The organism is Pseudomonas sp. MONT-RG-20F-20-E-7-02 (assembly GCF_022662395.1).
GTDB lineage: Bacteria > Pseudomonadota > Gammaproteobacteria > Pseudomonadales > Pseudomonadaceae > Aquipseudomonas.
This window is the reverse complement of the sequence record NZ_JAKNQN010000002.1, coordinates 580,026-600,824: the sequence shown is the minus strand read 5'-3', so window position 1 is coordinate 600,824 and position 20,799 is coordinate 580,026. Positions and strand designations below refer to the sequence as shown.

Genomic DNA, 20,799 nt, shown 5'->3' with positions numbered 1-20,799 from the left:
TGTGCGTATTGCACATATAGGTGATCCGTATGAACGAGCAATGCGCTGTTGATGTACTGATTTGCGGTGCCGGTGCGGCCGGTTTGACTCTGGCGATTGACCTGGCACGCCGTGGTATCAGCTTTCGCCTGATCGAGAAAAACGCCGAGCCTTTTCACGGTTCGCGGGGCAAGGGCATTCAGCCGCGCTCTCAGGAACTGTTCGAAGACCTGGGGATTCTGGATCGCCTGTTCGCTGTGGGTGGAGTCTATCCGACTGAGCGGCGCTACCGCGACGATGGCAGCTACAGCGAAGCCAATTCCATTGAACACAACGCGCCGACGTCGGCCGAGCCGTATCAACAGCCGTTGATGGTGGCGCAATTTCTCACCGAACGCGTGCTGCGCGAACGCCTGCTGGAGCTGGGCCACGCGCCGGAATTTGCCTGCGAGTTGGTGGCGTTCGAGCAGGACGCCGAGGGTGTCAGCGCACAGTTGGCCGATAACACCGGCACACAATCTGTGCGCGTGCGCTGGCTGGTAGGCGCCGATGGCGGCCGCAGTTTTGTGCGTCACGCCCTGGATATCGGCTTCCCAGGCAAAACGCTGGGCGTGCGTGCGCTGGTTGCGGATGTGCGGTTGTCCGGCCTTTCTGCTGACTGCTGGCACCGTTTCGGCGAAGGCGACATGCTCCGGCAGATCGCCGTGTGCCCACTGGCCGGCACCGAGTTGTTCCAGATTCAGGCGCCGATCCCGCTGGAAGCTGACATCGACCTCAGCGCCGAAGGGCTGACGGCAATCCTGGCCGAGCGCACCGGGCGCGATGGTATTCAAGTGCATTCGGTGTCCTGGGCTTCGGCCTACAACATGAATGCGCGGTTGGCTGATCAATACCGTGTCGGCCAGGTGTTTCTGGTTGGGGACGCTGCGCATATCCATCCGCCAACCGGTGGCCAGGGCCTCAACACCAGCGTGCAGGACGCCTACAACCTGGGCTGGAAACTGGCAGCGGTGGCCAACGGTGCACCGCAAACGCTGCTCGACAGTTACGAAGAAGAGCGGCGCCCCATAGCCGCTTCAGTACTGGGCTTGTCGACCAAACTGCTCGACGGCATGCAGCGTGGCGACATGCGCCGGGGCAGGGAAGTGCATCAACTGGATCTCGGCTACGCGCAAACATCACTCGCGCTGCAGCACGCCGAACGCACCGGCAACCTGCTGGCGGGTGATCGTGCGCCGGATGCGCAACTGCGCGGCGCCAGCGGCCAAGCGCTGCGCCTGTTCGACCTGTACAAAGGCACGCATTGGACGCTGCTGGGTTATGGCGTTACAGCCGGTGCCGTGTCGCCTCGGCCGGGGCTGCATATCCATCACATCGGCCCGCAGTGCGAGCTCGTGGATGAGCATGGGCAGTTGCAACGTGCGTATGCGCTGGCCGTTGGCGACTGGGTGCTGGTGCGCCCGGACGGTTATGTCGGCGCATTCGTGCCCTCGGCTGCGCTCGAAAGGCTCGAAGGCTACCTGCTGCAAGTCGGCCTGGGGCCCGTTATGCCGGGATGAGCCCCGCGTCCTGGTAACTCTGGACCAGTTCGTCATACAGGCCGATGTCGGCGCGCGTACGCGCAATCAGCTGCGCGCCGGCAATCGCCGAATAGATCGCGCGGGCGCGTCGCTCACAGACCTCGGGGCTGCCTGCACCGAGGTCGGTGAGGCGCGCCATCAACCACGCCACATTGATGTCTGCGAACGCCAGCACTTCGCTGCGCACGGCGTCGGGCAGGTCCACGTATTCGGCGGCCATGAAGCTGGAAAGGCACAGCCGGTTGCCATCTTCCAGGGATTTGCGAAACAGGCTCGGGTAGGCCTGCAAGCTGCGCAGCGGCTCGGGGTTTTCCTCGCGTAACACCTCCAGCGCCTTCACGGCGTCTTGCCAATAGCGTTTGGCGACTGCCGCACCGAGGTCGGCCTTGCTCGGGAAGTGGTAATAGATACTCGCGTTCTTGATCCCGACCGTCTCGCCGATACTGCGAAAGTTGATGCCGCCGTAGCCGTAGTGCTGGGCTGCGATTCTTGCAGCTTCCAGGATCGCTTCCCGGGCGTTCTCGCTCACGTTTTATGCCTCAGATCGAATGGGTGGATGGCGCGATTCTACGCCCACACGGCTTTACCTGCCAACTGGTAGGTAGTGCTTGACAATGCCGGATAAACCTTCCAATCTTTACCTACCATTTGACAGGTAGGCGATTAACCCATGACATTCCAACAGCCTCATTCCGACACTTCCACATCCCCTTCGATGAAAATCTACGACTGGTACAACGGCCCGTACCCGGCACGTGTGCGCATCGCACTGGCAGAGAAAGGCTTGCTCTCGCAGGTCGAGTTCGTGCCCGTCAACCTATGGGAAGGCAAGCACAAACAGCCCGCATTCCTGGCGCTCAACTATTCCGGAACCTTGCCAGTGCTGGCGTTGCACGACGGCACGCTGATCGCCGAGTGCACCGCGATCACGCAGTACCTGGATGCCCTCGATGGCCAATCGACGCTCACCGGCAAAACGCCGACCGAGCAAGGCCTTATCCATATGATGACCCGCCGCGCCGAGATCGAGCTGATGGACGCGATCAGCGTGTATTTCCACCACGCAACGCCTGGTTTGGGACCTGAGGTCGAGCTGTATCAAAACGCCGAATGGGGCGGGCGCATGCGCGACAAGGCGGTCAGGGGCATGCACTATTTCGACAAGCTGCTGGCGACTCAGCCCTATGTGGCCGGCAACGCATTTTCAATGGCCGACATTGCGCTGCTGGGCGGGTTGATCTTCGCCGCGCTGGTGAGCTTGCCGATACCCGATGAATGCGCGGCGCTGCACGCATGGCATGCGCGGATGAATGAGCGGCCCAGCGTTCAGGCTTGGCGTGCGATGGTTGCACAAGGTGAGCCGAACAGCTGAAACTCGCAGCGCAGGCCTGCGCCGATGCGATCCACGTGCAGTGCGTTATCGACAGTGGAGGACGGCTTGGCTATGGTCGCTCGCCTGAGTTGAACGTCATCATTAAGGACAATGCATGTCACTGATTTCGCAACGCGTAGTACTGGCCCGCAACGGCGCCAACGACAAGGTTATCTGCCGCATGCCCTCGGGCTGGGCGGTGATGGGCGATGTGCAGTTTCTGCGGGGTTATTGCCTGCTGCTGCCCGACCCGGTGGTGGCCAGCTTGAATGACCTGGATGCCGACGCCCGCGCGACCTATCTGCTCGATATGGCCCGCCTTGGCGACGCCGTGCTGGCGGCGACCGGCGCGTTGCGCATGAACTACGAAATCCTCGGCAATTCCGAGCCGGAGTTGCACTGCCATCTCTTTCCTCGCTACGCCACGGAGCCGGACGACAAGCGCAAGATGCCGGTCTGGTTCTACGACTGGAAAACCGCCACGCCTTACGCAGAAACCCAGCACGGCGAGCTGCGCAAAAAGATCGCGCAGCGGCTGACAGCCACAAGGAACGCAGGATGATGCACAGAAATAAGCTGGTCCCGGAATTAATGGTGAGCAACCTGAGTGACAGTCTCGAATTCTGGGTGGCGTTGGTAGGCTTCAAGATCGCGTATCAACGCCTGGAAGACGGTTTTGCCTACCTGGATCTGGACGGCGCGCAGGTGATGCTTGAGCAAGTCGACCCGCTCGCCAACCAATGGCTGACCGCCGCGCTGGAGCGGCCGTTCGGGCGTGGGATGAATTTGCAGATTGACGTCGCTTCGGTACTGCCGGTGATACAACGGCTGGACGCGGCGGCGTATCCCTTGTTCAAGGCAAGCAAAGATGTGTGGTACAGAGCCGGCGAGGTCGAGGTCGGGCAGCGTGAGTTTCTGCTGCAGGACCCGGATGGTTATTTGGTCAGGCTTGTAGAAAGGCTCGGTGAAAGGGCACGCCCGGTGGAAGCCGAGGTGCCCGAATAGCGCCGGTTTCAGCCCGCGATGGCATTCAACTCAGCGAAGGTCTCAGCGGATAACGCCAGTTCGCCGACCGCCAGGTTTTCATGCAGGTGCGCCACTGATGAGGTGCCGGGAATCAGCAGGATATTTGGCGAGCGTCGCAGCAACCAGGCCAGTGCCAGTTGCTTGGGTGTCACGCCCAGCCGCTGGGCAACACGTGTCAGCGTCGATGACTGAACCGGGGTAAAACCGCCCAGCGGGAAGAACGGCACGTAGGCAATGCCGTCGCGTGCCAGTTCGTCGATCAGCGCGTTATCGTGCTGATGGGCGATGTTGTAGAGGTTCTGCACGCACACGAACTTGACGATTTTGCGCGCCTCGGCCACCTGCGTCGGGGTCACGTTGCTGATGCCGATATGGCGCACCAAGCCTTGCTGTTGCAGCTCGGCCAGCACGGTCAGTGGCGCTTCGTTGGAACCTTCGCCGGGGCCCATCAGGTTATGGGACGCGCGGAAGTTGACCACGTCGAGTACGTCCAGCCCGAGGTTGCGCAGGTTGTCATGCACGGCCTGTGTCAGTTCTTGCTTGGACGGCGCGGCATGCCAGCCGCCTTCGTTATCACGGCGGGCGCCAATCTTGGTGACGAGGGTAAGGTCATCGCGGTAAGGGTGCAGCGCCTCGCGGATCAGCTGATTGGTGATATGCGGCCCGTAGAAATCACTGGTGTCGATATGGTTGACGCCGGCGGCGACGGCCGCCCGCAGCACCGCCAACGCGCCTGCACGATCCTTGGGCGGGCCGAACACGCCGGGGCCGGCCAGTTGCATCGCGCCATAGCCGATGCGGTTGACCTGGTGGTCGCCCAAGGTAAATGTGCCGCTGTTTGCCAAGCCCGTCATTGCTGCCACCCTTGCGTCATCGGAGTAAGGCTCTAATATGAAGGATCCTTCAGATATTGGAATTCGCATTCCATGAGCCCCGTCAAAGCCACGCTAAAGCCAAGAAAATCAGCGGTTCAGGCGCGTTCCGTCGCCACCGTCGAGGCGCTGCACACGGCAACCCTTCAGGTTTTGACCCAGCAGGGCCTGATCCGCTGCACCACCACCCGCGTGGCTGAGCGCGCCGGTATGTCGGTGGGCAGCCTCTATCAGTACTACCCGAACCGCGACGCGCTGCTGGCCGCCGTGCTGCAACAACATTTGGAGTGGGTGGCCGAGGCGGTCGAGTTGGCGTGCAGCCGCCATCAACAGCTGCCGGTGGCCGAGATGGCGTCCGGGCTGGTGACGGCGCTGCTCAACGCCAAGCTGCGCGACCAGGGCGTGTCCAAGGCGCTGTATGCGATTGCAGGCGAGCGGGGCGGTACTGAATTGGTCGCGCGTATCAATGCGCGGATGGTGGCGGTAATTGCTGCGATGTTGCGCACGGCAACGGATGCTCAGTTTGACGACCCGGTCCTGACGGCGAGCATTGCCCTGAGCGCTATTGTCGGCCCGGTGCGGACCTTGCTCGAGGGCAACGCGTCGCCTGCATTCGAAACGGGGCTTGAGCAGCAGACCACGTTGCTGCTCAAGGCTTATTTGCAAACCCATACACACAAGGAGTAGCGCCGATGCGCGAGCGCAAAGCGTCACGATTGCTGGTTATAAACCCCGCCGGGGAAGTCCTGCTGTTCCGGTTTGTGCATAAAGACGGCGCGCTGGCCGGCAGGAATTACTGGGCCACGCCAGGCGGCGGTGTCGAAGCGGGCGAAAGCTTCCACGCGGCGGCGGTCCGGGAGCTGCGCGAAGAAACCGGGATTGTGGTCGGCGGCGTGGACGCATCGGTGGCCGAGCGCAGCTTTCCACTGATGCTGCCCAGCGGCGAGACGGTGTTGGCGATCGAGCATTATTTTATCGTTCACGCCGCCAACGCGGCGCTGTCCAGGGCCGAGTGGACGCCGGAAGAGACCCAGGTGATGGCGGACCATCGCTGGTGGTCCGCCCAGGCGCTGCGCTTGACCGAGGAAACGGTATGGCCCGAGAGGCTGGTTGAAATACTGGTGGAGGCGGGCGTCTTTACAGCTTAAGTACCGGCTAGAATCTCGGCCGTTTCGATCACCCTGGCGTAGTCCATCGCCAGGTTACTCAGCGACAGCGCATGCACATCTTCGGCAGGCCACAGGCGCCCGGACAAGTCGGTTTGGTCAAACGTATAGCAGGCATCCCCGGCCACGATCACTTCAAAGCCCAGGTTTCCGGCGGAGCGTGCCGTGGATTCCACGGAGTTGTTGGTGATCACGCCGACGATCACCAACTGCCGGATCGCGCGCATGTGCAGCCAGCGCTCCAGGCCCGTGGCCGCAAACGCATCCGGCACATTCTTCTCCAGCACATGTTCATGTTTGAGCGGCGCCAGCGCGGCCTGGAACTCGCAGCCTGGCTGGCCTGGCCAAAATACCGAGCCGGGCGTACGCGACAGGTGTCGCACATGGACGACCGCGCGCTGCGACTGCCGCCAGGCGCCCAGCAGTTGCTGCATATGCAATTCGGCGTCGGGATTGTTGCGACGCCCAAGCGTTGGGTTGTTCATGCCCTGTTGCATGTCGATGATCACCAATGCTGCGTTTGGCGCTAACGGTTCCATGGCACATCCTTTCCTGATCGAGCACGAAACATAGCAGCGAATGCAAGGGTGCAAACAGGGATTTGTTCGAACCTAACCCCGTTTGCCTTTACACTGCGCACCCAATTTTCAGCAAGGATGCTTTGGATGCGCGCGCTACTTTGCGGTGTGTTCCTTTCCATGACCTTCGTGGCGCCGCTAATGGCCGAGCCGCGCTCCTTTTCGGTCAATGATCCCAGCGGCAAATTCCTCGTCGAAGTGCTGTTTCCCGAAGTGCCAGAAGCGCTGGATCAACCGGCGCCGGCACTGATCACCGTGCGCGACAAAAACACCCTGCAAGTCCTTCAGCAGCTGCGCACCCCGGCCGCTAACGTGCCGCTGCGCAACGGCAAAACAGACCCGGATCATTTGGTGGGTGAATACGGCGTGCTGTACTTCGCCGACATCGACTTCGATGGCCGCCAAGACCTGGCGATCCGCAATAGCAGTGGCGTCGATGAAGGCTTTCAGTACAACTACGATGTATATCTGCAAGACCCGCAGAAGACCCAATGGGTACTCAATGGGCCCCTGACCGAACTGGCGAATGCTAACTCAGGCGGGATGTTTTCGGTCAACGCGAAAGACCGCACGCTGCATTCGCAAACGGACCGTGGCTGCTGCTGGATGCGCTCCGCGCAATGGCAAATGCGCGACGGTCAGTTGGTGCAGTTGAGTGCGTACACGCAGGAAGAGGTGCTGCCCACCGAATTTGGCCAGAACTCCAGCATGCCGCGCGGCTATATGCTGCGTACCACCGGCGAGTGGAAAGACGGCAAATGGCAGGAAACACCAAGGTTGGAAGGGCCGGTCAACGAAGACCCACACCGGCTGGTCGGCACGCTGGATGGCAAGATTGCGGTCGAGCTGTGGTATCAGGATCAGGGCGCGGTGGTGATTGGCGAGTTGCGTTACCTCCAGCGTGGCAGCGGTGAGCCGATCAAATTGATCGGCGCGCGCGAGGACTACGACAACCAGCCGTTCCTCAATCTTCACGAATACACGGACGATGGTCATCAAACCGGCATTTGGCGGATCTCCCGTGACTATGGCGGCACCTGGGTCAGTGGCGCCAGGGACGATGACCGCGAGTTGACGATCCAACTACGCGACGAATACCGCGAACCGGACTACGCCAAACTCGATGAAGTCGCGCGGGATCAGCGCGACGGCCACTACCAGATGCGCAATGACTTTTTGCGGCGCGACGGCGACCTCGACCTGAAAATCCTGCCCGAGCGTGATGCCCAGGGCCGGGAGCTTGCAGACATCACCCTGACTTTGAAAGACACTGCGAGCGCAAAAGAGATCACGACGGCGCACTATACGGTGCCGATGGAAACCGAAAACCTGATCATCGTGCGTGAGCCACTGGCATCGCCGCGCGTTGGCCCGTATCACATCCAATTGGTGAAAAACTTCGCGGTGATCGAACACAACTCCGCACCGGACAGTTCGGACTACTTCACCGGCATGTACCGCAAACAACCCTGATTCGCCTGCCCAGCACGGACTTGATAACGCATGCCTGTACACATTCGCCTGGCGCTTGCCGACGACGCGCCGCTGCTGCCCCGCGTTGAGCTGAGCGCCGCCCAGGTATTCCGCCGTATCGATGGCCTGAGCTGGCTGGCGGACACCGCCACGATGAGCGTCGAACGTCACCGTCAACTGATTGCGTTATCCACCTGTTGGGTGGTGGTCGACGCTGATGCCCGGCCACACGGCTTTCTCAGCGCCGAACGTCAGGGGGATGCGCTGCACATTCATGAAGTGTCGGTCGCGCAATCCATACAAGGCCAAGGCTGGGGGTGTAAGTTGGTGGAAACGGCGATGGACTATGCGCGCGCGAACCTGCTGCGTTCAGTCACGTTGACCACGTTCAGGCACGTGCCGTGGAATGCGCCGTTTTACACGCGTCTAGGGTTTCAGCCGACAGGCGACAAGCGCCTGGCGGACATCCTGGCCGACGAGTATGCCCACGGCTTCGAGCCCGGTAGCCGCTGCGCGATGACGTGGTGGGTGTCACCCAACAAAGTCACTTGAAACGACGCCTCTTTAACCTTTGCTTAAACCCAGTGTTTACGGCGCACTGAGCGCATACACTATCGCCCCCCCAATCTCAGCAAGGAAGCGCTGGATGCGTTCGCTCTTCAACGGTGTGCTCATCTCCCTGGCCCTGACGGCGACTGCCATCGCCGAACCACGCTCGGTGTCGGTCAATGACCCCAGCGGCCAGTACCTGGTCGACGTGTTGTTCCCCGAGGTGCCCGAGGACCCCGGCGAATTGGCGCCTGCACTGATTACCGTGCGCGATAAAAACACCCTTGAAACCCTCCAGCAGCTGCACTCGCCGGCCGCCAATGTGCCGGTGGACCAAAACGGCAAGATCGACAATTGGCTGCTTGGGCCGTTCAGCCTGCTGTACTTCGCTGACTTCGACCTAGACGGGCGCCAGGACCTGGCGATTCGCAATGGCAACGACCCGACGCAGCGCTACAAACCGATGTTCGATGTTTACCTGCAAGACCCGCAAACCCAGCGCTGGGTGCTTAACGCGCCCTTGACCAAACTGGCTTGGGAAACCAGCAGTGGCATGTTCTCCCTCAGCCCGTTCGAAGGCACTTTGCTCTCGCAGGTTGACCGTGGTTGCTGCTGGACACGCTCGACCCAATGGCAAATGCGTAACGGCGAGCTCAAGCGGCTCAGCGCGTACACCCAGGAAGAAGTCCCGGCCACCGAGTCTGGCGAAAATTCCAGCATGCCGCGTGGCTTTTTGCTGCGCACCACTGGCGGATGGAAGGACGGCCAGTGGCATGAGCAGCCGAGCCTCGAAGGCCCGGTCAATCAGGAGGTGCAGTCACTCACCGGCACCCTGGACGGCACGCTACCGGTGCAACTCTGGTATCAGGAGCAAGGCGCGGTGATTATTGGCGAACTGCGCTACACCCGAAGCGGCAACGGGCAGCCGATCCAACTGGTGGGGGAAAAAGAGGAGAGTGACGGTGACAACTTCCTTTACTTGTTCGAATCCGCCGACGACGGCCATCAGACGGGCATCTGGCGGATAACCCGCAGTGACCGTGAGCCCTACGAGTACGGCGGCACCTGGGTGCGTGAAGCCAAAGTCGCCAAGCCTGAACGGGTGATTCAGCTACAGCCTGAAGAGCGCGAACCCGACTACGAGAAAGCCACGGATGTGGCCCGCGATCAGCGCAGCGGGCATTACCAGATGCGCGATGATTTCCTCGGGCGTGATGGCGACCTCGATGTGCACATCCTGCCTGAACGCGACGCCCAGGGCAGGGAAGTGGCGGAGTTCACTCTCCGCCTGAAAACCACCGCAACCGGCCAGGAGATCGTGACTGCACACCACACCGTGCCAATGGAAACCGAGAACCTGATCATCGTGCCTGAGCCGCTGGCGCCGCATTCAAATGGCCCGTATCACATTCAACTGGTGAGAAACTTCGCGGTGATCAACCACAATGCCGCGCCGGAAAATGACCACTATTTCACCGGGATGTACCGCAAGCAGCCTGCTCAGCCGTGAATCGCTCAGCGCAGCTTCTCAAGCATCTGGTAGTACCACATGCCCACCGCCAGCATCGGGTTGCCGAACACATCGCCCAGCGGCACCTTGATGTGTTTGCAGCCGGCAAAGGTGTCGAATTTTTCCAGTGTGCCGGTCAGCGCTTCAGCCATGATTTCACCCATGATGTGGCTGGTGGCGATGCCATGCCCCGAATAGCCCTGGCAGTACCAGACGTTGTCCGAGAGCTTGCCCAGCTGCGGGATGCGGTTCATCACGATGCCCATCGCGCAGCTCCACTGGAACTCGATGTCGACGCCCTTGAGTGCCGGGAACGTGCGCTCGATACACGGGCGCAGCTCTGCGGCGATGTCGCGTGAATCGCGCCCGGAATAGTTGGCGCCGCCACCGAACAGCAAGCGGCCATCGCCGGTCAGGCGGTAGTAATCGAGCACAAACCGGCAGTCGTACACCGCCAGGTCGTGCGGGTTGATTTGCTGCGCCAGTTCGCCTAATGGCGCGGTGGTGACGATGCCGCCCATGGCCGGGAATATCTTGCCCTTGAGCTGTTGGGGTTCGAGTTTGTGGTACACGTCGCCGGCCAGCAGTACGTGGCGCGCGTCGATGCGGCCAAGGGCGGTGACCACCGCAGGCCGCTCGCCGTGTACGATTTGCAGCACTTCGGTGTTCTCGTAAATCAACGCGCCGAGGCTGTGCGCCGCGCGCGCCTCGCCCAGGCAAAGGTTGAGCGGGTGCAGGTGCAGGTTGCGCGTGTTTTTCAGCGCGCCCAGGTACAGCTCGCTGCCCAGATGCTGACGCACACCGGCTTGATCGAGCAGGCTGACCTGATCGCCCATGCCGCGCCGTTGCGCTTCATCGTGAAAGGCGCGCAGTTCGGTCAGGTGCGAGGGCTTCATCGCGGCATGCAAGTGGCCGTGCTTGAGGTCGCAGGCAATCGCGTACTTATTGACGCGTTGCTCGATGATTTGATGCCCGCGCCAGCGCAGGTGCCAGATGAAATCGTCGACCTCAGCGCCCAGGCGGCTGCGCATTTGCGCGCGCATGGCCTCGTCGCCCGACAGGCTTCCGGTGACTTGCCCACCATTGCGCCCGCTGGCGCCCCAGCCGATGCGATGGCTCTCGACAATCGCGACCTTGAGCCCGCGTTCGGCCAGCTCGACCGCGCTGGCGACGCCGGTAAAGCCGCCGCCGATAATCACCACGTCGACACTGACCTGGCCGTGCAAAGTCGGGTAGTGGATGGCGTCGTTGAGGCTGGCGGTGTAATACGAGGCGCTGCGCTGGGCAGCACCGGTGACAGGGCGCATGGCTGCGGTCATGGCATGTTCCTTCTGATAAATGAATGCCGGCGAGGCCGGTTCGGATTAATCAGAGGTGTGCATCGGGCGGGCGCGCATGGCGGCAATGCCACAGTGCCCAGAAGGCCAGGATGATATTGAACAGCGGATTTTCGCAGGGACGCGCCTGCACCTTCGGGAAGGAAGGCTGCAGCTGGCGACGGAACACACACAAGCGCGAAATCATGGCTGCCGATGCTCCCATCGCACGCGGATGCGTTCAATCGCCGTTTGTGTACCTTCAGTTATGCCTTTGTTAAACAATCAGGGTTGATTGAGCGCATTCGCGTAGGCGCTAAACATGTCCGCCATACCCTCGGCGTACCCCTCAATCTCGCTGGCTGTACGCGGGCTGCCGGAAAAATCCTTGCCCACCGAACTGAGGGTGGTCAGGATCAAATCGCACGCCAGTGCGCGCGTCTGTTCAGGCACGTCCGGCAGCAATTCGAGCATGAACGCCTCAAATGCGCGCTGGCCTGCCGCACGTACTTCGACGGCTTCGGGCGCATCGCGGTACAACGGCGCGGCGTCGTTGAGCGCCACGCGCATCTGCGCTTCTTCGCATTCGGAATGGATAAACGCATGCACCAGGGTGCGCAGGCGCTGCAGCGGCGGCAGGTCGGTTTGCTCGAGGATGCTGCGCAGCAACTGCGTGGTTTGCTGCCACTCATCGCTCTGCAACCTAAACAGAATCGCCGCTTTGTTAGGGAAGTATTGATACACCGAGCCCACACTCACGCCGGCTTTTTCCGCCACCCGCGCGGTGGTGAAACGCGTGGCGCCTTCCTTGGCCAAAACCTGAATAGCCGCCTCCAGGATCGCCGCCACCAGTTCGGTGGAACGTGCCTGTTGCGGCTGCTTGCGTGAGGAAATACGGGCGGTCTGGCGGGTTGTCATCTGGGGCTCCAGCGGCGGGGCTAACGCGAATAGCGAATGCGACGAATCACTCGCATACTTTAAATGCGACGGATTAGTCGCATCTTAGTCCCAACCTGACGGAAATCAATCATGACGACCCTGACCACCGCGCCACTGGCGCCCCTGATCGAACGCCTCTACGCACAAGCCGACGCAAGCACCAGCCCGATCTTCAACGACCTATCCGGCGAAGAGCGCGACCGCCTGATGCACAGCAAAACCGATTACCTTGAGCTCTACACGCTGCTCAAGCACCTGTGGCTGCCGGTCTCCCGCGACACCGGCAACTTGCTCTACATGCTGGCGCGCAGCAGCAATGCGCGGGCTATCGTTGAATTCGGCACCTCGTTTGGCCTGTCCACCTTGTTCCTGGCCGCCGCACTGCGCGACAACGGCGGCGGTGTGCTGATTGGCAGTGAGTTCGAGCCCGCAAAGATCGCCCTGGCGCGCGAGCATTTCATCCAGGGCGGCGTGAGTGACCTGATCGAAATCCGTGAAGGCGATGCCCTCGTGACGCTGGCCAGCGACTTGCCTGAAGCCGTCGACCTGTTGCTGCTGGACGGCGCCAAGGCCTTGTATGGCGACGTGCTGAACCTGGTTGAAAAATACCTGCGCCCCGGCGCATGGGTGGTGGCCGACAACACCAACTACTGCCCCGAATACCTGGCACATGTGCGCGAGCCTGCGAACGGCTATCTGTCGGTGCCATTTGCCGATGACATTGAGCTCTCGATTCGCCTGCGCTGACAGGCGCGACCTTTATGCATGTATTTGTCACGGGAGCCACCGGGTGCTGTTGAGGGAAACGTCAGCACCGATCGGCAGGCAATTCGGAAAACCCTGAGACTTCCCGGCGAAAATCTTCATAATGGCGGCCAATTTGTTTAGCCCGTTATTCTGGTGTGCCCGCATGGAAATTAAGGTCAACTTTCTCGACAACCTTCGGCTTGAAGCCAAGTTCGATGACTTCACGGTAATTGCCGACCAACCGATTCGCTACAAAGGCGATGGTTCGGCACCGGGTCCGTTCGATTACTTCCTGGCTTCGTCGGCGTTGTGTGCGGCGTACTTTGTGAAGCTGTACTGCGAAACGCGCAATATCCCCACGGAGAATATTCGCCTGTCGCAGAACAACATCGTCGACCCGGAAAACCGCTACAACCAGATCTTCAAGATCCAGGTCGAGTTGCCCGCCGACATCTCCGACAAGGACCGCCAGGGCATCCTGCGTTCCATCGACCGCTGCACCGTGAAGAAAGTCGTGCAGGCCGGGCCCGAGTTCGTGATTGAAGAGGTGGAAAACCTCGACGCCGATGCCCAGGCGCTATTGATGCCGAATACGACGGGCGAGGCGGGCACCTACATTGCCGGCAAAGACCTGCCGCTGGAGCAGACCATTGCCAATATGTCCGGCATTCTCGCGGGCCTGGGCATGAAGATCGAAATCGCCTCGTGGCGCAATATCGTGCCCAACGTCTGGTCGTTGCATATCCGCGATGCCCACTCGCCGATGTGCTTCACCAACGGCAAGGGCGCGACCAAGGAAGGCGCGCTGGCGTCGGCGTTGGGCGAGTTTATCGAGCGGCTCAACTGCAACTTCTTCTACAACGATCAGTTCTGGGGCGAGGAACTGGCCAACGCGCCGTTCGTGCATTACCCGGATGAGCGCTGGTTCCAGCCGGGCCGCAAAGACGAACTGCCGGCTGAAATCCTCGATGCCTACTGCCTGAAGATCTACAACCGCGACGGCGAGCTGCGTGGCTCGCACCTGTACGACACCAACTCGGGCAATGAAGAGCGCGGCATTGTTTCGCTGCCGTTCGTGCGCCAGTCCGACGGCGAAGTGGTGTACTTCCCCTCCAACCTGATCGAAAACCTCTACCTCAGCAACGGCATGAGCGCGGGTAACACTTTGGCGGAAGCCCAGGTGCAGTGCCTGTCGGAGATTTTTGAGCGTGCGGTGAAACGCGAAATCATCGAAGGCGAATTCGCGCTGCCGGACGTGCCGGCTGAAGTGATCGCGAAATACCCCGGCATTCTTGCCGGTATCCAGGGCCTGGAAGCCCAGGGCTTCCCGGTGCTGGTCAAGGACGCGTCCCTGGGCGGTGAATTCCCGGTGATGTGCGTGACCTTGATGAACCCGCGCACCGGCGGCGTATTTGCATCCTTCGGCGCCCACCCAAGCCTGGAAGTGGCGCTGGAACGCAGCCTCACCGAATTGCTTCAGGGCCGCAGCTTCGAAGGCTTGAACGATTTGCCACAGCCGACCTTCGAAGGCCATGCGGTGACCGAGCCGAACAACTTCGTCGAGCACTTTATCGACTCCAGCGGTGTGGTCTCTTGGCGCTTCTTCAGTGCCCAGTCGGATTACGAATTCGTCGAGTGGGATTTTTCCGGCCACGGCGAAGACTCCAACGCCCAGGAAGCCGCGACCTTGTTCGGTATTCTCGAAGGCATGGGCAAAGAGTCCTACATGGCGGTGTACGAACACCTCGGTGCAACCGCCTGCCGCATCCTGGTGCCGGACTACTCGGAAATCTACCCGGTGGACGACCTGATCTGGGACAACACCAACAAGGCGCTGTTTTTCCGCGCCGATATCCTCAACCTGCACAGCCTCAGCGACGACGAACTCAAAGCACTGGCTGAGCGCCTGGTGGAAAGCGAGCTGGACGACTACACCGACATCACCACCTTGATCGGCATCGAATTCGACGACAACACGGCGTGGGGTCAGCTGACCATCCTGGAGTTGAAGCTGCTGATCTACCTCGCCTTGCAGCAATACGAAGAGGCGAAAGAGTGCGTGGAGATGTTCCTGCAGTACAACGACAACACCGCTGAGCGCGGCCTGTTTTATCAGGCGGTGAATGCGGTATTGGAGATGCACCTGGACGAAGATCTGGAACTCGAGGATTACGAGACCAACTTCCGCCGCATGTTCGGCAACGAGCGGATGGACGCGGTGATTGGTTCGGTGAACGGCACGGTGCGTTTCTATGGCTTGACGCCGACCAGCATGAAGCTGGAAGGCCTGGATCGGCATTTGCGCTTGATCGACAGCTATAAAAAGCTGCACAGCGCACGCGCCAACATCACCTCAGCCTGACATCGATCGTTCCCACGCTCCGCGTGGGAATGTATCCCGTGACGCTCCGCGTCACCCTTTCCAGGCGGGACGCGGAGCGTCCCAGGCGGCGTTCCCACGCGGAGCGTGGGAACGATCAGTTGCACTCGGCACGCGCCAACATCAGCTCAGCCTGACATCGATCGTTCCCACGCTCTGCGTGGGAATGTATCCCGTGACGCTCCGCGTCACCCTTTCCAGACGGGACGCGGAGCGTCCCAGGCGGCGTTCCCACGCGGAGCGTGGGAACGATCAGCTGCACTCAGCGCGTGCCAACATCACCTCAGCCTGACATCGATCGTTCCCACGCTCTGCGTGGGAATGTATCCCATGACGCTCTGCGTCAGCCTTTCCAGGCGGGACGCGGAGCGTCCCAGGCGGCATTCCCACGCGGAGCGTGGGAACGATCAGATGCACTCGGCACGCGCCAACATCAGCTCAGCCTGACATTGATCGTTCCCACGCTCTGCGTGGGAATGTATTCCGTGACGCTCTGCGTCAGCCTTTCCAGGCGGGACGCGGAGCGTCCCAGGCGGCGTTCCCACGCGGAGCGTGGGAACGATCAGCTGCACTCGGCACGCGCCAACATCAGCTCAGCCTGACATCGATCGTTCCCACGCTCTGCGTGGGAATGTATCCCGTGACGCTCTGCGTCAGCCTTTCCAGGCGGGACGCGGAGCGTCCCAGGCGGCATTCCCACGCGGAGCGTGGGAACGATCAGCTGTCAGGGTTAGATCAGCGCCAACGCCTGTGCCAGGTCGGCGCGCAGGTCTTCCACATCCTCAACCCCCACCGACAACCGCACCAACCCATCACCAATGCCCAACTGCGCCCGCGTTGCCGCTGGAATACTGGCATGGGTCATGATCGCCGGGTGTTCGATCAGGCTTTCCACGCCGCCCAGGCTCTCGGCCAGGGCGAAGATCTTGACGTTTTCCAGGAAGCGCGTCGCGCCCGCCAGATCACTGTTGAGGTCGACCGAAATCATCCCGCCGAACCCCCGCATCTGTTTGCGCGCCAGCTCATGCTGCGGGTGCGAGGGCAGGCCTGGGTAGTAAACCCGCGACACTTGCGGCTGCTGCTCCAGCCAGGTGGCCAGGTCGAGGGCGTTGCTGCAATGGCGCTCCATGCGCAGCGCCAGGGTTTTCACGCCGCGCAGGGTCAGGAACGCATCGAACGGGCCGGCAATCGCACCCACGGAGTTTTGCAGGAAACCCAGGCGCTCGGCCAGCTCAGGGTTATGGCCGACGATGGCGATACCGCCGATCACGTCGGAGTGGCCATTGAGGTATTTGGTGGTGGAGTGCACCACGATGTCGAAACCCAGCTCCAGCGGGCGCTGGATCCACGGGCTGGCGAAGGTGTTGTCGGCCACGCAGATGATGCCGCGAGCACGGCAGATGCGCGCGATGGCGCTCAGGTCCGTCAGGCTCAGCAGCGGGTTGCTTGGGGTTTCGACCCAGACCATGCGCGTGTCGTCTTGCAATGACGCTTCAAACGCCGAAAGGTCGCTCAGGTCGACAAAGCTGAAACGGTGCCCGGCGCTGCGTTGGCGCACCTTGTCGAACAGGCGGAAGGTGCCGCCGTACAAGTCATTGCCGGAGACGATGTGCGCACCGGCGTCGAGCAGTTCCAGCACGGTGGAAATCGCTGCCAGCCCCGAGGCAAAGGCAAACGCCTGGCTGCCGCCTTCAAGGTCGGCGACGCAACGCTCCAGGGCGAAACGCGTGGGGTTGTGGGAACGACCATAATCAAAGCCCTTGTGCACGCCGGGGCTGTCTTGCAAATAGGTGGAGTTGGCATAGATCGGCGGCATCAGCGCTCCCGTGGTCGGGTCGGGTGATTGCCCGGCGTGGATCACGCGGGTGGCAAAGGCGCTTTTATCAGGCTGACTCATGCAAGGGTTCTCCGAAGGTGATTAAGCAGGTCGACGCGGGTGATCAGGCCGTGGAAGCCTGAGGCGTCGGCGATGATGGCGACGAGGCCGCGATCCAGTTCCGCCTGCAGTTCTGCCAGGCTGGCACTCGGGGCCAGGGTTTGCAAGGTGTCGGACATGGCACTGGCGACGGTCATGGAAAAGTCTGCGGCGTCGTGATGCAGGCCCAGCAGAATGTCGGATTCATCGATCACACCGACCAGTTGCTGGCCGTCCACCAGCACCGGCAGTTGCGACACATCGGCCAGGCGCATGCGCTGGAAGGCGGTGAGCAGGGTGTCGTCGGGGCCGACGCTGATCACGCGGCCATCCTCGAAGCGACGCGAGATCAAGTCACGCAGGTCGCCGTAGTGTTTGTATTGCAGCAGGCCCGCGTCGTTCATCCACTGGTCGTTGTAGACCTTGGACAGGTAGCGCGTGCCGGTGTCGCACACGAAGGTGACCACACGTTTCGGTACGGTTTGCTCGCGGCAATAGCGCAGGGCGGCAGCGAGCAGGGTACCGGTGGACGAGCCGCCGAGAATGCCCTCGGCCTTGAGCAACTGGCGGGCGTGATCGAAGCTTTCTTCATCGCTGATGGAATAGGCGTGGCGTACGCTGGAGAGGTCGGCGATCGAGGGGATGAAGTCTTCGCCGATGCCCTCTACGGCCCATGAGCCTGGGGTTTGCATCTTGCCGCTGCGGCTGTATTCAGCCATCACCGAGCCCACCGGGTCAGCCAGCACCATGGCCAGCTCCGGTTGTACGCGTTTGAAGAAGCGGGTCAGGCCGGTAAGGGTGCCCGCCGAGCCGACGCCCACTACAATCGCGTCCAGATCGTGCTGGGTTTGTGCCCAGATTTCCGGGGCGGTGCTGGTTTCGTGAGCCAGCGGGTTGGCCGGGTTGTTGAACTGGTCGGCGAAAAACGAATCGGGAATGTCCTTGGCCAGGCGCGCGGCCACATCCTGGTAATACTCGGGGTGGCCCTTGCCGACGTCGGAGCGGGTGATATGCACCTCGGCGCCCATAGCCTTCAAGTGCAGCACCTTTTCGGTGGACATCTTGTCGGGCACGACCAGCACCACGCGATAGCCTTTTGCCCGGCCGACCAGCGCGAGGCCCAGGCCGGTGTTGCCGGCGGTGGCTTCGATGATGGTGCCGCCAGGGCGCAGGCGGCCGTCGCGTTCGGCGGCGTCGATCATCGCCAGGCCGATGCGGTCCTTGATCGAGCCGCCAGGGTTTTGCGATTCCAGCTTGAGGAACAGCGTGCACAGGCCGGTATCAAAACGGCTGACCTTGACCAGCGGCGTATTGCCGATCAGTTCGAGTACAGCGGGGCGGGAAAGCGTGGGCATGTCGTCACCTGGTACGAGAGAGCATAGAGAGGGGGACTGCTGAAAATCCAAAGCATGGCTTGGAACATAGGCCGGGATCGCGCCGGTCGCAACCGGGCGGTCCGTTGGATGTCTTTTTTTGGCGCATGCGCGGGTTTTGACGCTTAAACGCCGCCCATTAAAACCTGCTGCAACCGCTCTACCACGGCAGTGCTGGCCACTTGCATCGGCTCGCGCAATTCACTGCCGATCAAGCCTTCCAGGGCCAGCGCAGCCTTCACCGGCGCCGGATTAGGCTCCATAAACATCGTGTTGATCAGCGGTATCAACTTGAAAAAAATTGACCGGGCTTCAGTCAGCTGGTTATCCCGCACGAGCTGGCACAGCGCCACAAAGTCCTCGGTGTGTACATGCGCTGAGGCCGCAATCGCGCCACTGGCGCCCAGGCACAGCGCGTTGAAGATCTGCAGGTCCTCGCCACAGAGCACATCAACATCGCCACTGGCGAGCAGCGCCAAGGTGGTCGCCAGGTTGCCGCCGCAGTCCTTGATCGCGACGATGCGCGGGTGCTTGACGATGTTCAGCAGCGTGGCCTGTTCAAAGGTCACGCCGGTGCGGTAGGGGATGTCATACAGAATAATCGGCATGCTGGACGCATCGGCCACCGTGCGGAAAAACGCTTCAAGGCCGGCCTGGGAAGGGCGGATATAGCTCGGTGCCGGCACCAGCAAACCGGCCAGCGGGCGTTTGAGGATTTCGCGTTGGAACTGCAGCAGTTCTATCTGGTTGTAGCCTGCCAGGCCCATCACCACGCGGTACGCGGGCACCAGCTGCAATACCGCATCCAGCACCGCCAACTGTTCCTGACGGCTGAGCGAGGCGGCTTCGCCGGTGGTGGTGCACACCATGATCCCAGCCACGTGCTTTTCCAGCAGGTGGCTGACCAAGCGGCGCAGGCCGTTAAAGTCGATGGCGCCGTCATGAAACGGCGTGACCACGGGAACCCAGATACCTTGAAACGATGACATGCACTTTCTCCTGATGGTTGACCGCTGAAGTCACCGTCAGAAGGGCAGAGGGATTGTGCAAAGGGAGGGAGGTCCGTCGCGCTCAATGTCCTGTCAGCTCATCTGACGGGACAGCGCGCCCCGGTCACATGAGCGACTGTTTCTTCGATTTGAGGGCGTGCGCCACGCAACCTTGCGCCTTGACAATCAAGCCAATAACGCAATGGTTAACGAAAGACGATGCAGACATGCGCTGACACACCCTGAAGAAGGCCTCCATCTTCAGCGGATGTGACGGAATGTGTCAACCCCGCTTCAACTCCCGACCACGACCTGTTCCGGCGCGCGGGCTTGTTGTGGCGAGCGGGCTTGCCCCGCGTTGGGCTGCGCAGCAGCCCCAGAACCTGCCAATGAGATCCATCAGTCATACCAAGGCGGTTGAATTAGGAGCGCTTCGCACTCCAACGCGGGGCAAGCCCGCTCGCCACTGCAAACCCGCTCGCCGATTACAGAATGCTGTAGTCCCTGACCACGCCATTGTTGAGGTGGATGTTCAGGCGGCGGCTCTGTTGCTGCGGTGCAATGTTATCGATGGCGGTGCGCCGGGTGTCGAGGGCGTTGTCGTAGGTATTGCCGGGGATACGGTTGGACACCAGCCCAAGCAAGTGGCGCATGGATGCATTCTGGGTGGTGGAGGGCGCGTAGTTCCAGGTTTCGGTGCCGTCGGAGGAAATCGACTGGTCCTGCGGCTCGCCATACAGGGCTTTAAGCTGTTGGGCGGTGGTCTTGCCGGAAATGATATGCGTGCGGACATACGTGGTGTCGAACAGCGAAATATCCGGCCCGGCCTTGCCCTGAATGCCCGGCAATGACAGGTTGTTCAAGCTGTTGAGGCCGTTGACGCCATTGGCGCAACCGGTCAGCAGAAGGGCGGTGGCAAGCGTTGCGATAACGGTACGACGGGCCATGATTTTCTCCGTTTAGTCAGGGCTTTAAAACATCGGCCAATCATAAAACGGTGAAAAAAACGTGGAAAAAAACTTCCTGTCTCCGCGT

The 20,799-nt window shown here is 61.3% G+C and carries 21 protein-coding genes; 11 read left to right on the top strand and 10 right to left on the bottom strand.

Going from position 1 to position 20,799, the window contains the following annotated elements:
* The first annotated feature begins 29 nt into the window (after positions 1-29).
* Entirely contained in the window at positions 30-1,538 is a 1,509-nt protein-coding gene (locus tag L8I05_RS07950) for an FAD-dependent oxidoreductase (RefSeq protein ID WP_242168086.1), read from the top strand.
* Here L8I05_RS07950 and L8I05_RS07945 read toward each other — a convergent pair.
* Positions 1,525-2,088 (bottom strand): TetR/AcrR family transcriptional regulator, encoded by a 564-nt coding sequence (locus L8I05_RS07945; RefSeq protein ID WP_197628445.1) that lies wholly within the window; start codon positions 2,086-2,088, stop codon positions 1,525-1,527. The two genes, L8I05_RS07950 and L8I05_RS07945, sit on opposite strands and share 14 nt — an antisense overlap.
* Before the next feature lie 141 nt (positions 2,089-2,229).
* Here L8I05_RS07945 and L8I05_RS07940 point away from each other — a divergent pair, with 141 nt between their 5' ends.
* The 3 genes from L8I05_RS07940 to L8I05_RS07930 all read left to right on the top strand — a co-directional run bounded on the left by L8I05_RS07940 (position 2,230) and on the right by L8I05_RS07930 (position 3,936).
* Positions 2,230-2,931, top strand: a complete 702-nt coding sequence (locus L8I05_RS07940) for a glutathione S-transferase (RefSeq protein ID WP_242168084.1) — start codon at positions 2,230-2,232, stop codon at positions 2,929-2,931.
* A gap of 115 nt (positions 2,932-3,046) precedes the next feature.
* Positions 3,047-3,493, top strand: coding sequence for an HIT domain-containing protein (locus tag L8I05_RS07935; RefSeq protein ID WP_242168082.1), 447 nt, complete (start codon positions 3,047-3,049; stop codon positions 3,491-3,493).
* Positions 3,490-3,936, top strand: coding sequence for a VOC family protein (locus L8I05_RS07930; protein WP_242168080.1), 447 nt, complete (start codon positions 3,490-3,492; stop codon positions 3,934-3,936). Before L8I05_RS07935 ends, L8I05_RS07930 begins: the two co-directional genes overlap by 4 nt.
* A gap of 8 nt (positions 3,937-3,944) precedes the next feature.
* Here L8I05_RS07930 and L8I05_RS07925 read toward each other — a convergent pair whose 3' ends face one another.
* Entirely contained in the window at positions 3,945-4,811 is an 867-nt protein-coding gene (locus L8I05_RS07925) for an aldo/keto reductase family oxidoreductase (RefSeq protein WP_242168078.1), read from the bottom strand.
* Positions 4,812-4,883: 72 nt separating this feature from the next.
* On the opposite strand from L8I05_RS07925, the gene L8I05_RS07920 reads away from it, so the two are divergent.
* On the top strand, positions 4,884-5,516 hold the full coding sequence (locus tag L8I05_RS07920) for a TetR family transcriptional regulator (RefSeq protein ID WP_242168076.1): 633 nt from the start codon (positions 4,884-4,886) through the stop codon (positions 5,514-5,516).
* Positions 5,517-5,521: 5 nt separating this feature from the next.
* On the top strand, positions 5,522-5,977 hold the full coding sequence (locus tag L8I05_RS07915) for an NUDIX domain-containing protein (RefSeq protein ID WP_242168073.1): 456 nt from the start codon (positions 5,522-5,524) through the stop codon (positions 5,975-5,977).
* Here the strand turns inward: L8I05_RS07915 and L8I05_RS07910 are convergent.
* Positions 5,974-6,534, bottom strand: coding sequence for a cysteine hydrolase family protein (locus L8I05_RS07910; RefSeq protein ID WP_242168071.1), 561 nt, complete (start codon positions 6,532-6,534; stop codon positions 5,974-5,976). The two genes, L8I05_RS07915 and L8I05_RS07910, sit on opposite strands and share 4 nt — an antisense overlap.
* 126 nt (positions 6,535-6,660) lie before the next feature.
* On the opposite strand from L8I05_RS07910, the gene L8I05_RS07905 reads away from it, so the two are divergent.
* From L8I05_RS07905 to L8I05_RS07895, 3 genes are all read left to right on the top strand, one after another.
* Complete coding sequence (locus tag L8I05_RS07905) at positions 6,661-8,046, top strand: hypothetical protein (protein ID WP_242168069.1); 1,386 nt, start codon at positions 6,661-6,663, stop codon at positions 8,044-8,046.
* A gap of 30 nt (positions 8,047-8,076) precedes the next feature.
* On the top strand, positions 8,077-8,598 hold the full coding sequence (locus L8I05_RS07900) for a GNAT family N-acetyltransferase (protein WP_242168068.1): 522 nt from the start codon (positions 8,077-8,079) through the stop codon (positions 8,596-8,598).
* A gap of 94 nt (positions 8,599-8,692) precedes the next feature.
* Entirely contained in the window at positions 8,693-10,105 is a 1,413-nt protein-coding gene (locus L8I05_RS07895) for a hypothetical protein (RefSeq protein WP_242168066.1), read from the top strand.
* Positions 10,106-10,110: 5 nt separating this feature from the next.
* Here the strand turns inward: L8I05_RS07895 and L8I05_RS07890 are convergent, their stop codons facing one another.
* The 3 genes from L8I05_RS07890 to L8I05_RS07880 all read right to left on the bottom strand — a co-directional run bounded on the left by L8I05_RS07890 (position 10,111) and on the right by L8I05_RS07880 (position 12,339).
* Entirely contained in the window at positions 10,111-11,424 is a 1,314-nt protein-coding gene (locus L8I05_RS07890; protein ID WP_242168064.1) for an FAD-binding oxidoreductase, read from the bottom strand.
* A gap of 49 nt (positions 11,425-11,473) precedes the next feature.
* Positions 11,474-11,629 (bottom strand): hypothetical protein, encoded by a 156-nt coding sequence (locus tag L8I05_RS07885; protein WP_174245624.1) that lies wholly within the window; start codon positions 11,627-11,629, stop codon positions 11,474-11,476.
* A 77-nt stretch (positions 11,630-11,706) separates the two neighbouring features.
* On the bottom strand, positions 11,707-12,339 hold the full coding sequence (locus L8I05_RS07880) for a TetR family transcriptional regulator (RefSeq protein ID WP_242168062.1): 633 nt from the start codon (positions 12,337-12,339) through the stop codon (positions 11,707-11,709).
* A gap of 111 nt (positions 12,340-12,450) precedes the next feature.
* Between L8I05_RS07880 and L8I05_RS07875 the strand changes: the two genes are divergently transcribed.
* Together L8I05_RS07875 and L8I05_RS07870 are read left to right on the top strand one after the other, a co-directional pair.
* Positions 12,451-13,107 carry a class I SAM-dependent methyltransferase gene (locus tag L8I05_RS07875; protein WP_242168060.1) on the top strand — a complete coding sequence of 219 codons (657 nt, stop codon included), beginning with the start codon at positions 12,451-12,453 and terminating at the stop codon, positions 13,105-13,107.
* Between the two features lie 163 nt (positions 13,108-13,270).
* Complete coding sequence (locus tag L8I05_RS07870; RefSeq protein ID WP_159956186.1) at positions 13,271-15,469, top strand: OsmC domain/YcaO domain-containing protein; 2,199 nt, start codon at positions 13,271-13,273, stop codon at positions 15,467-15,469.
* 748 nt (positions 15,470-16,217) lie between these two features.
* On the opposite strand, the gene L8I05_RS07865 is transcribed toward L8I05_RS07870, so the two are convergent.
* The 4 genes from L8I05_RS07865 to L8I05_RS07850 all read right to left on the bottom strand — a co-directional run bounded on the left by L8I05_RS07865 (position 16,218) and on the right by L8I05_RS07850 (position 20,711).
* Positions 16,218-17,384 (bottom strand): cystathionine gamma-synthase, encoded by a 1,167-nt coding sequence (locus L8I05_RS07865; protein ID WP_242168058.1) that lies wholly within the window; start codon positions 17,382-17,384, stop codon positions 16,218-16,220.
* A complete protein-coding gene (locus L8I05_RS07860; RefSeq protein WP_242168055.1) occupies positions 17,381-18,757 on the bottom strand; it encodes a cystathionine beta-synthase in 1,377 nt (458 codons plus the stop codon). Before L8I05_RS07860 ends, L8I05_RS07865 begins: the two co-directional genes overlap by 4 nt.
* A 143-nt stretch (positions 18,758-18,900) precedes the next feature.
* On the bottom strand, positions 18,901-19,764 hold the full coding sequence (gene dapA / locus L8I05_RS07855; protein WP_242168053.1) for a 4-hydroxy-tetrahydrodipicolinate synthase: 864 nt from the start codon (positions 19,762-19,764) through the stop codon (positions 18,901-18,903).
* Positions 19,765-20,249: 485 nt separating this feature from the next.
* Positions 20,250-20,711 (bottom strand): hypothetical protein, encoded by a 462-nt coding sequence (locus tag L8I05_RS07850; protein ID WP_159956196.1) that lies wholly within the window; start codon positions 20,709-20,711, stop codon positions 20,250-20,252.
* Between the last annotated feature and the right edge of the window lie 88 nt (positions 20,712-20,799).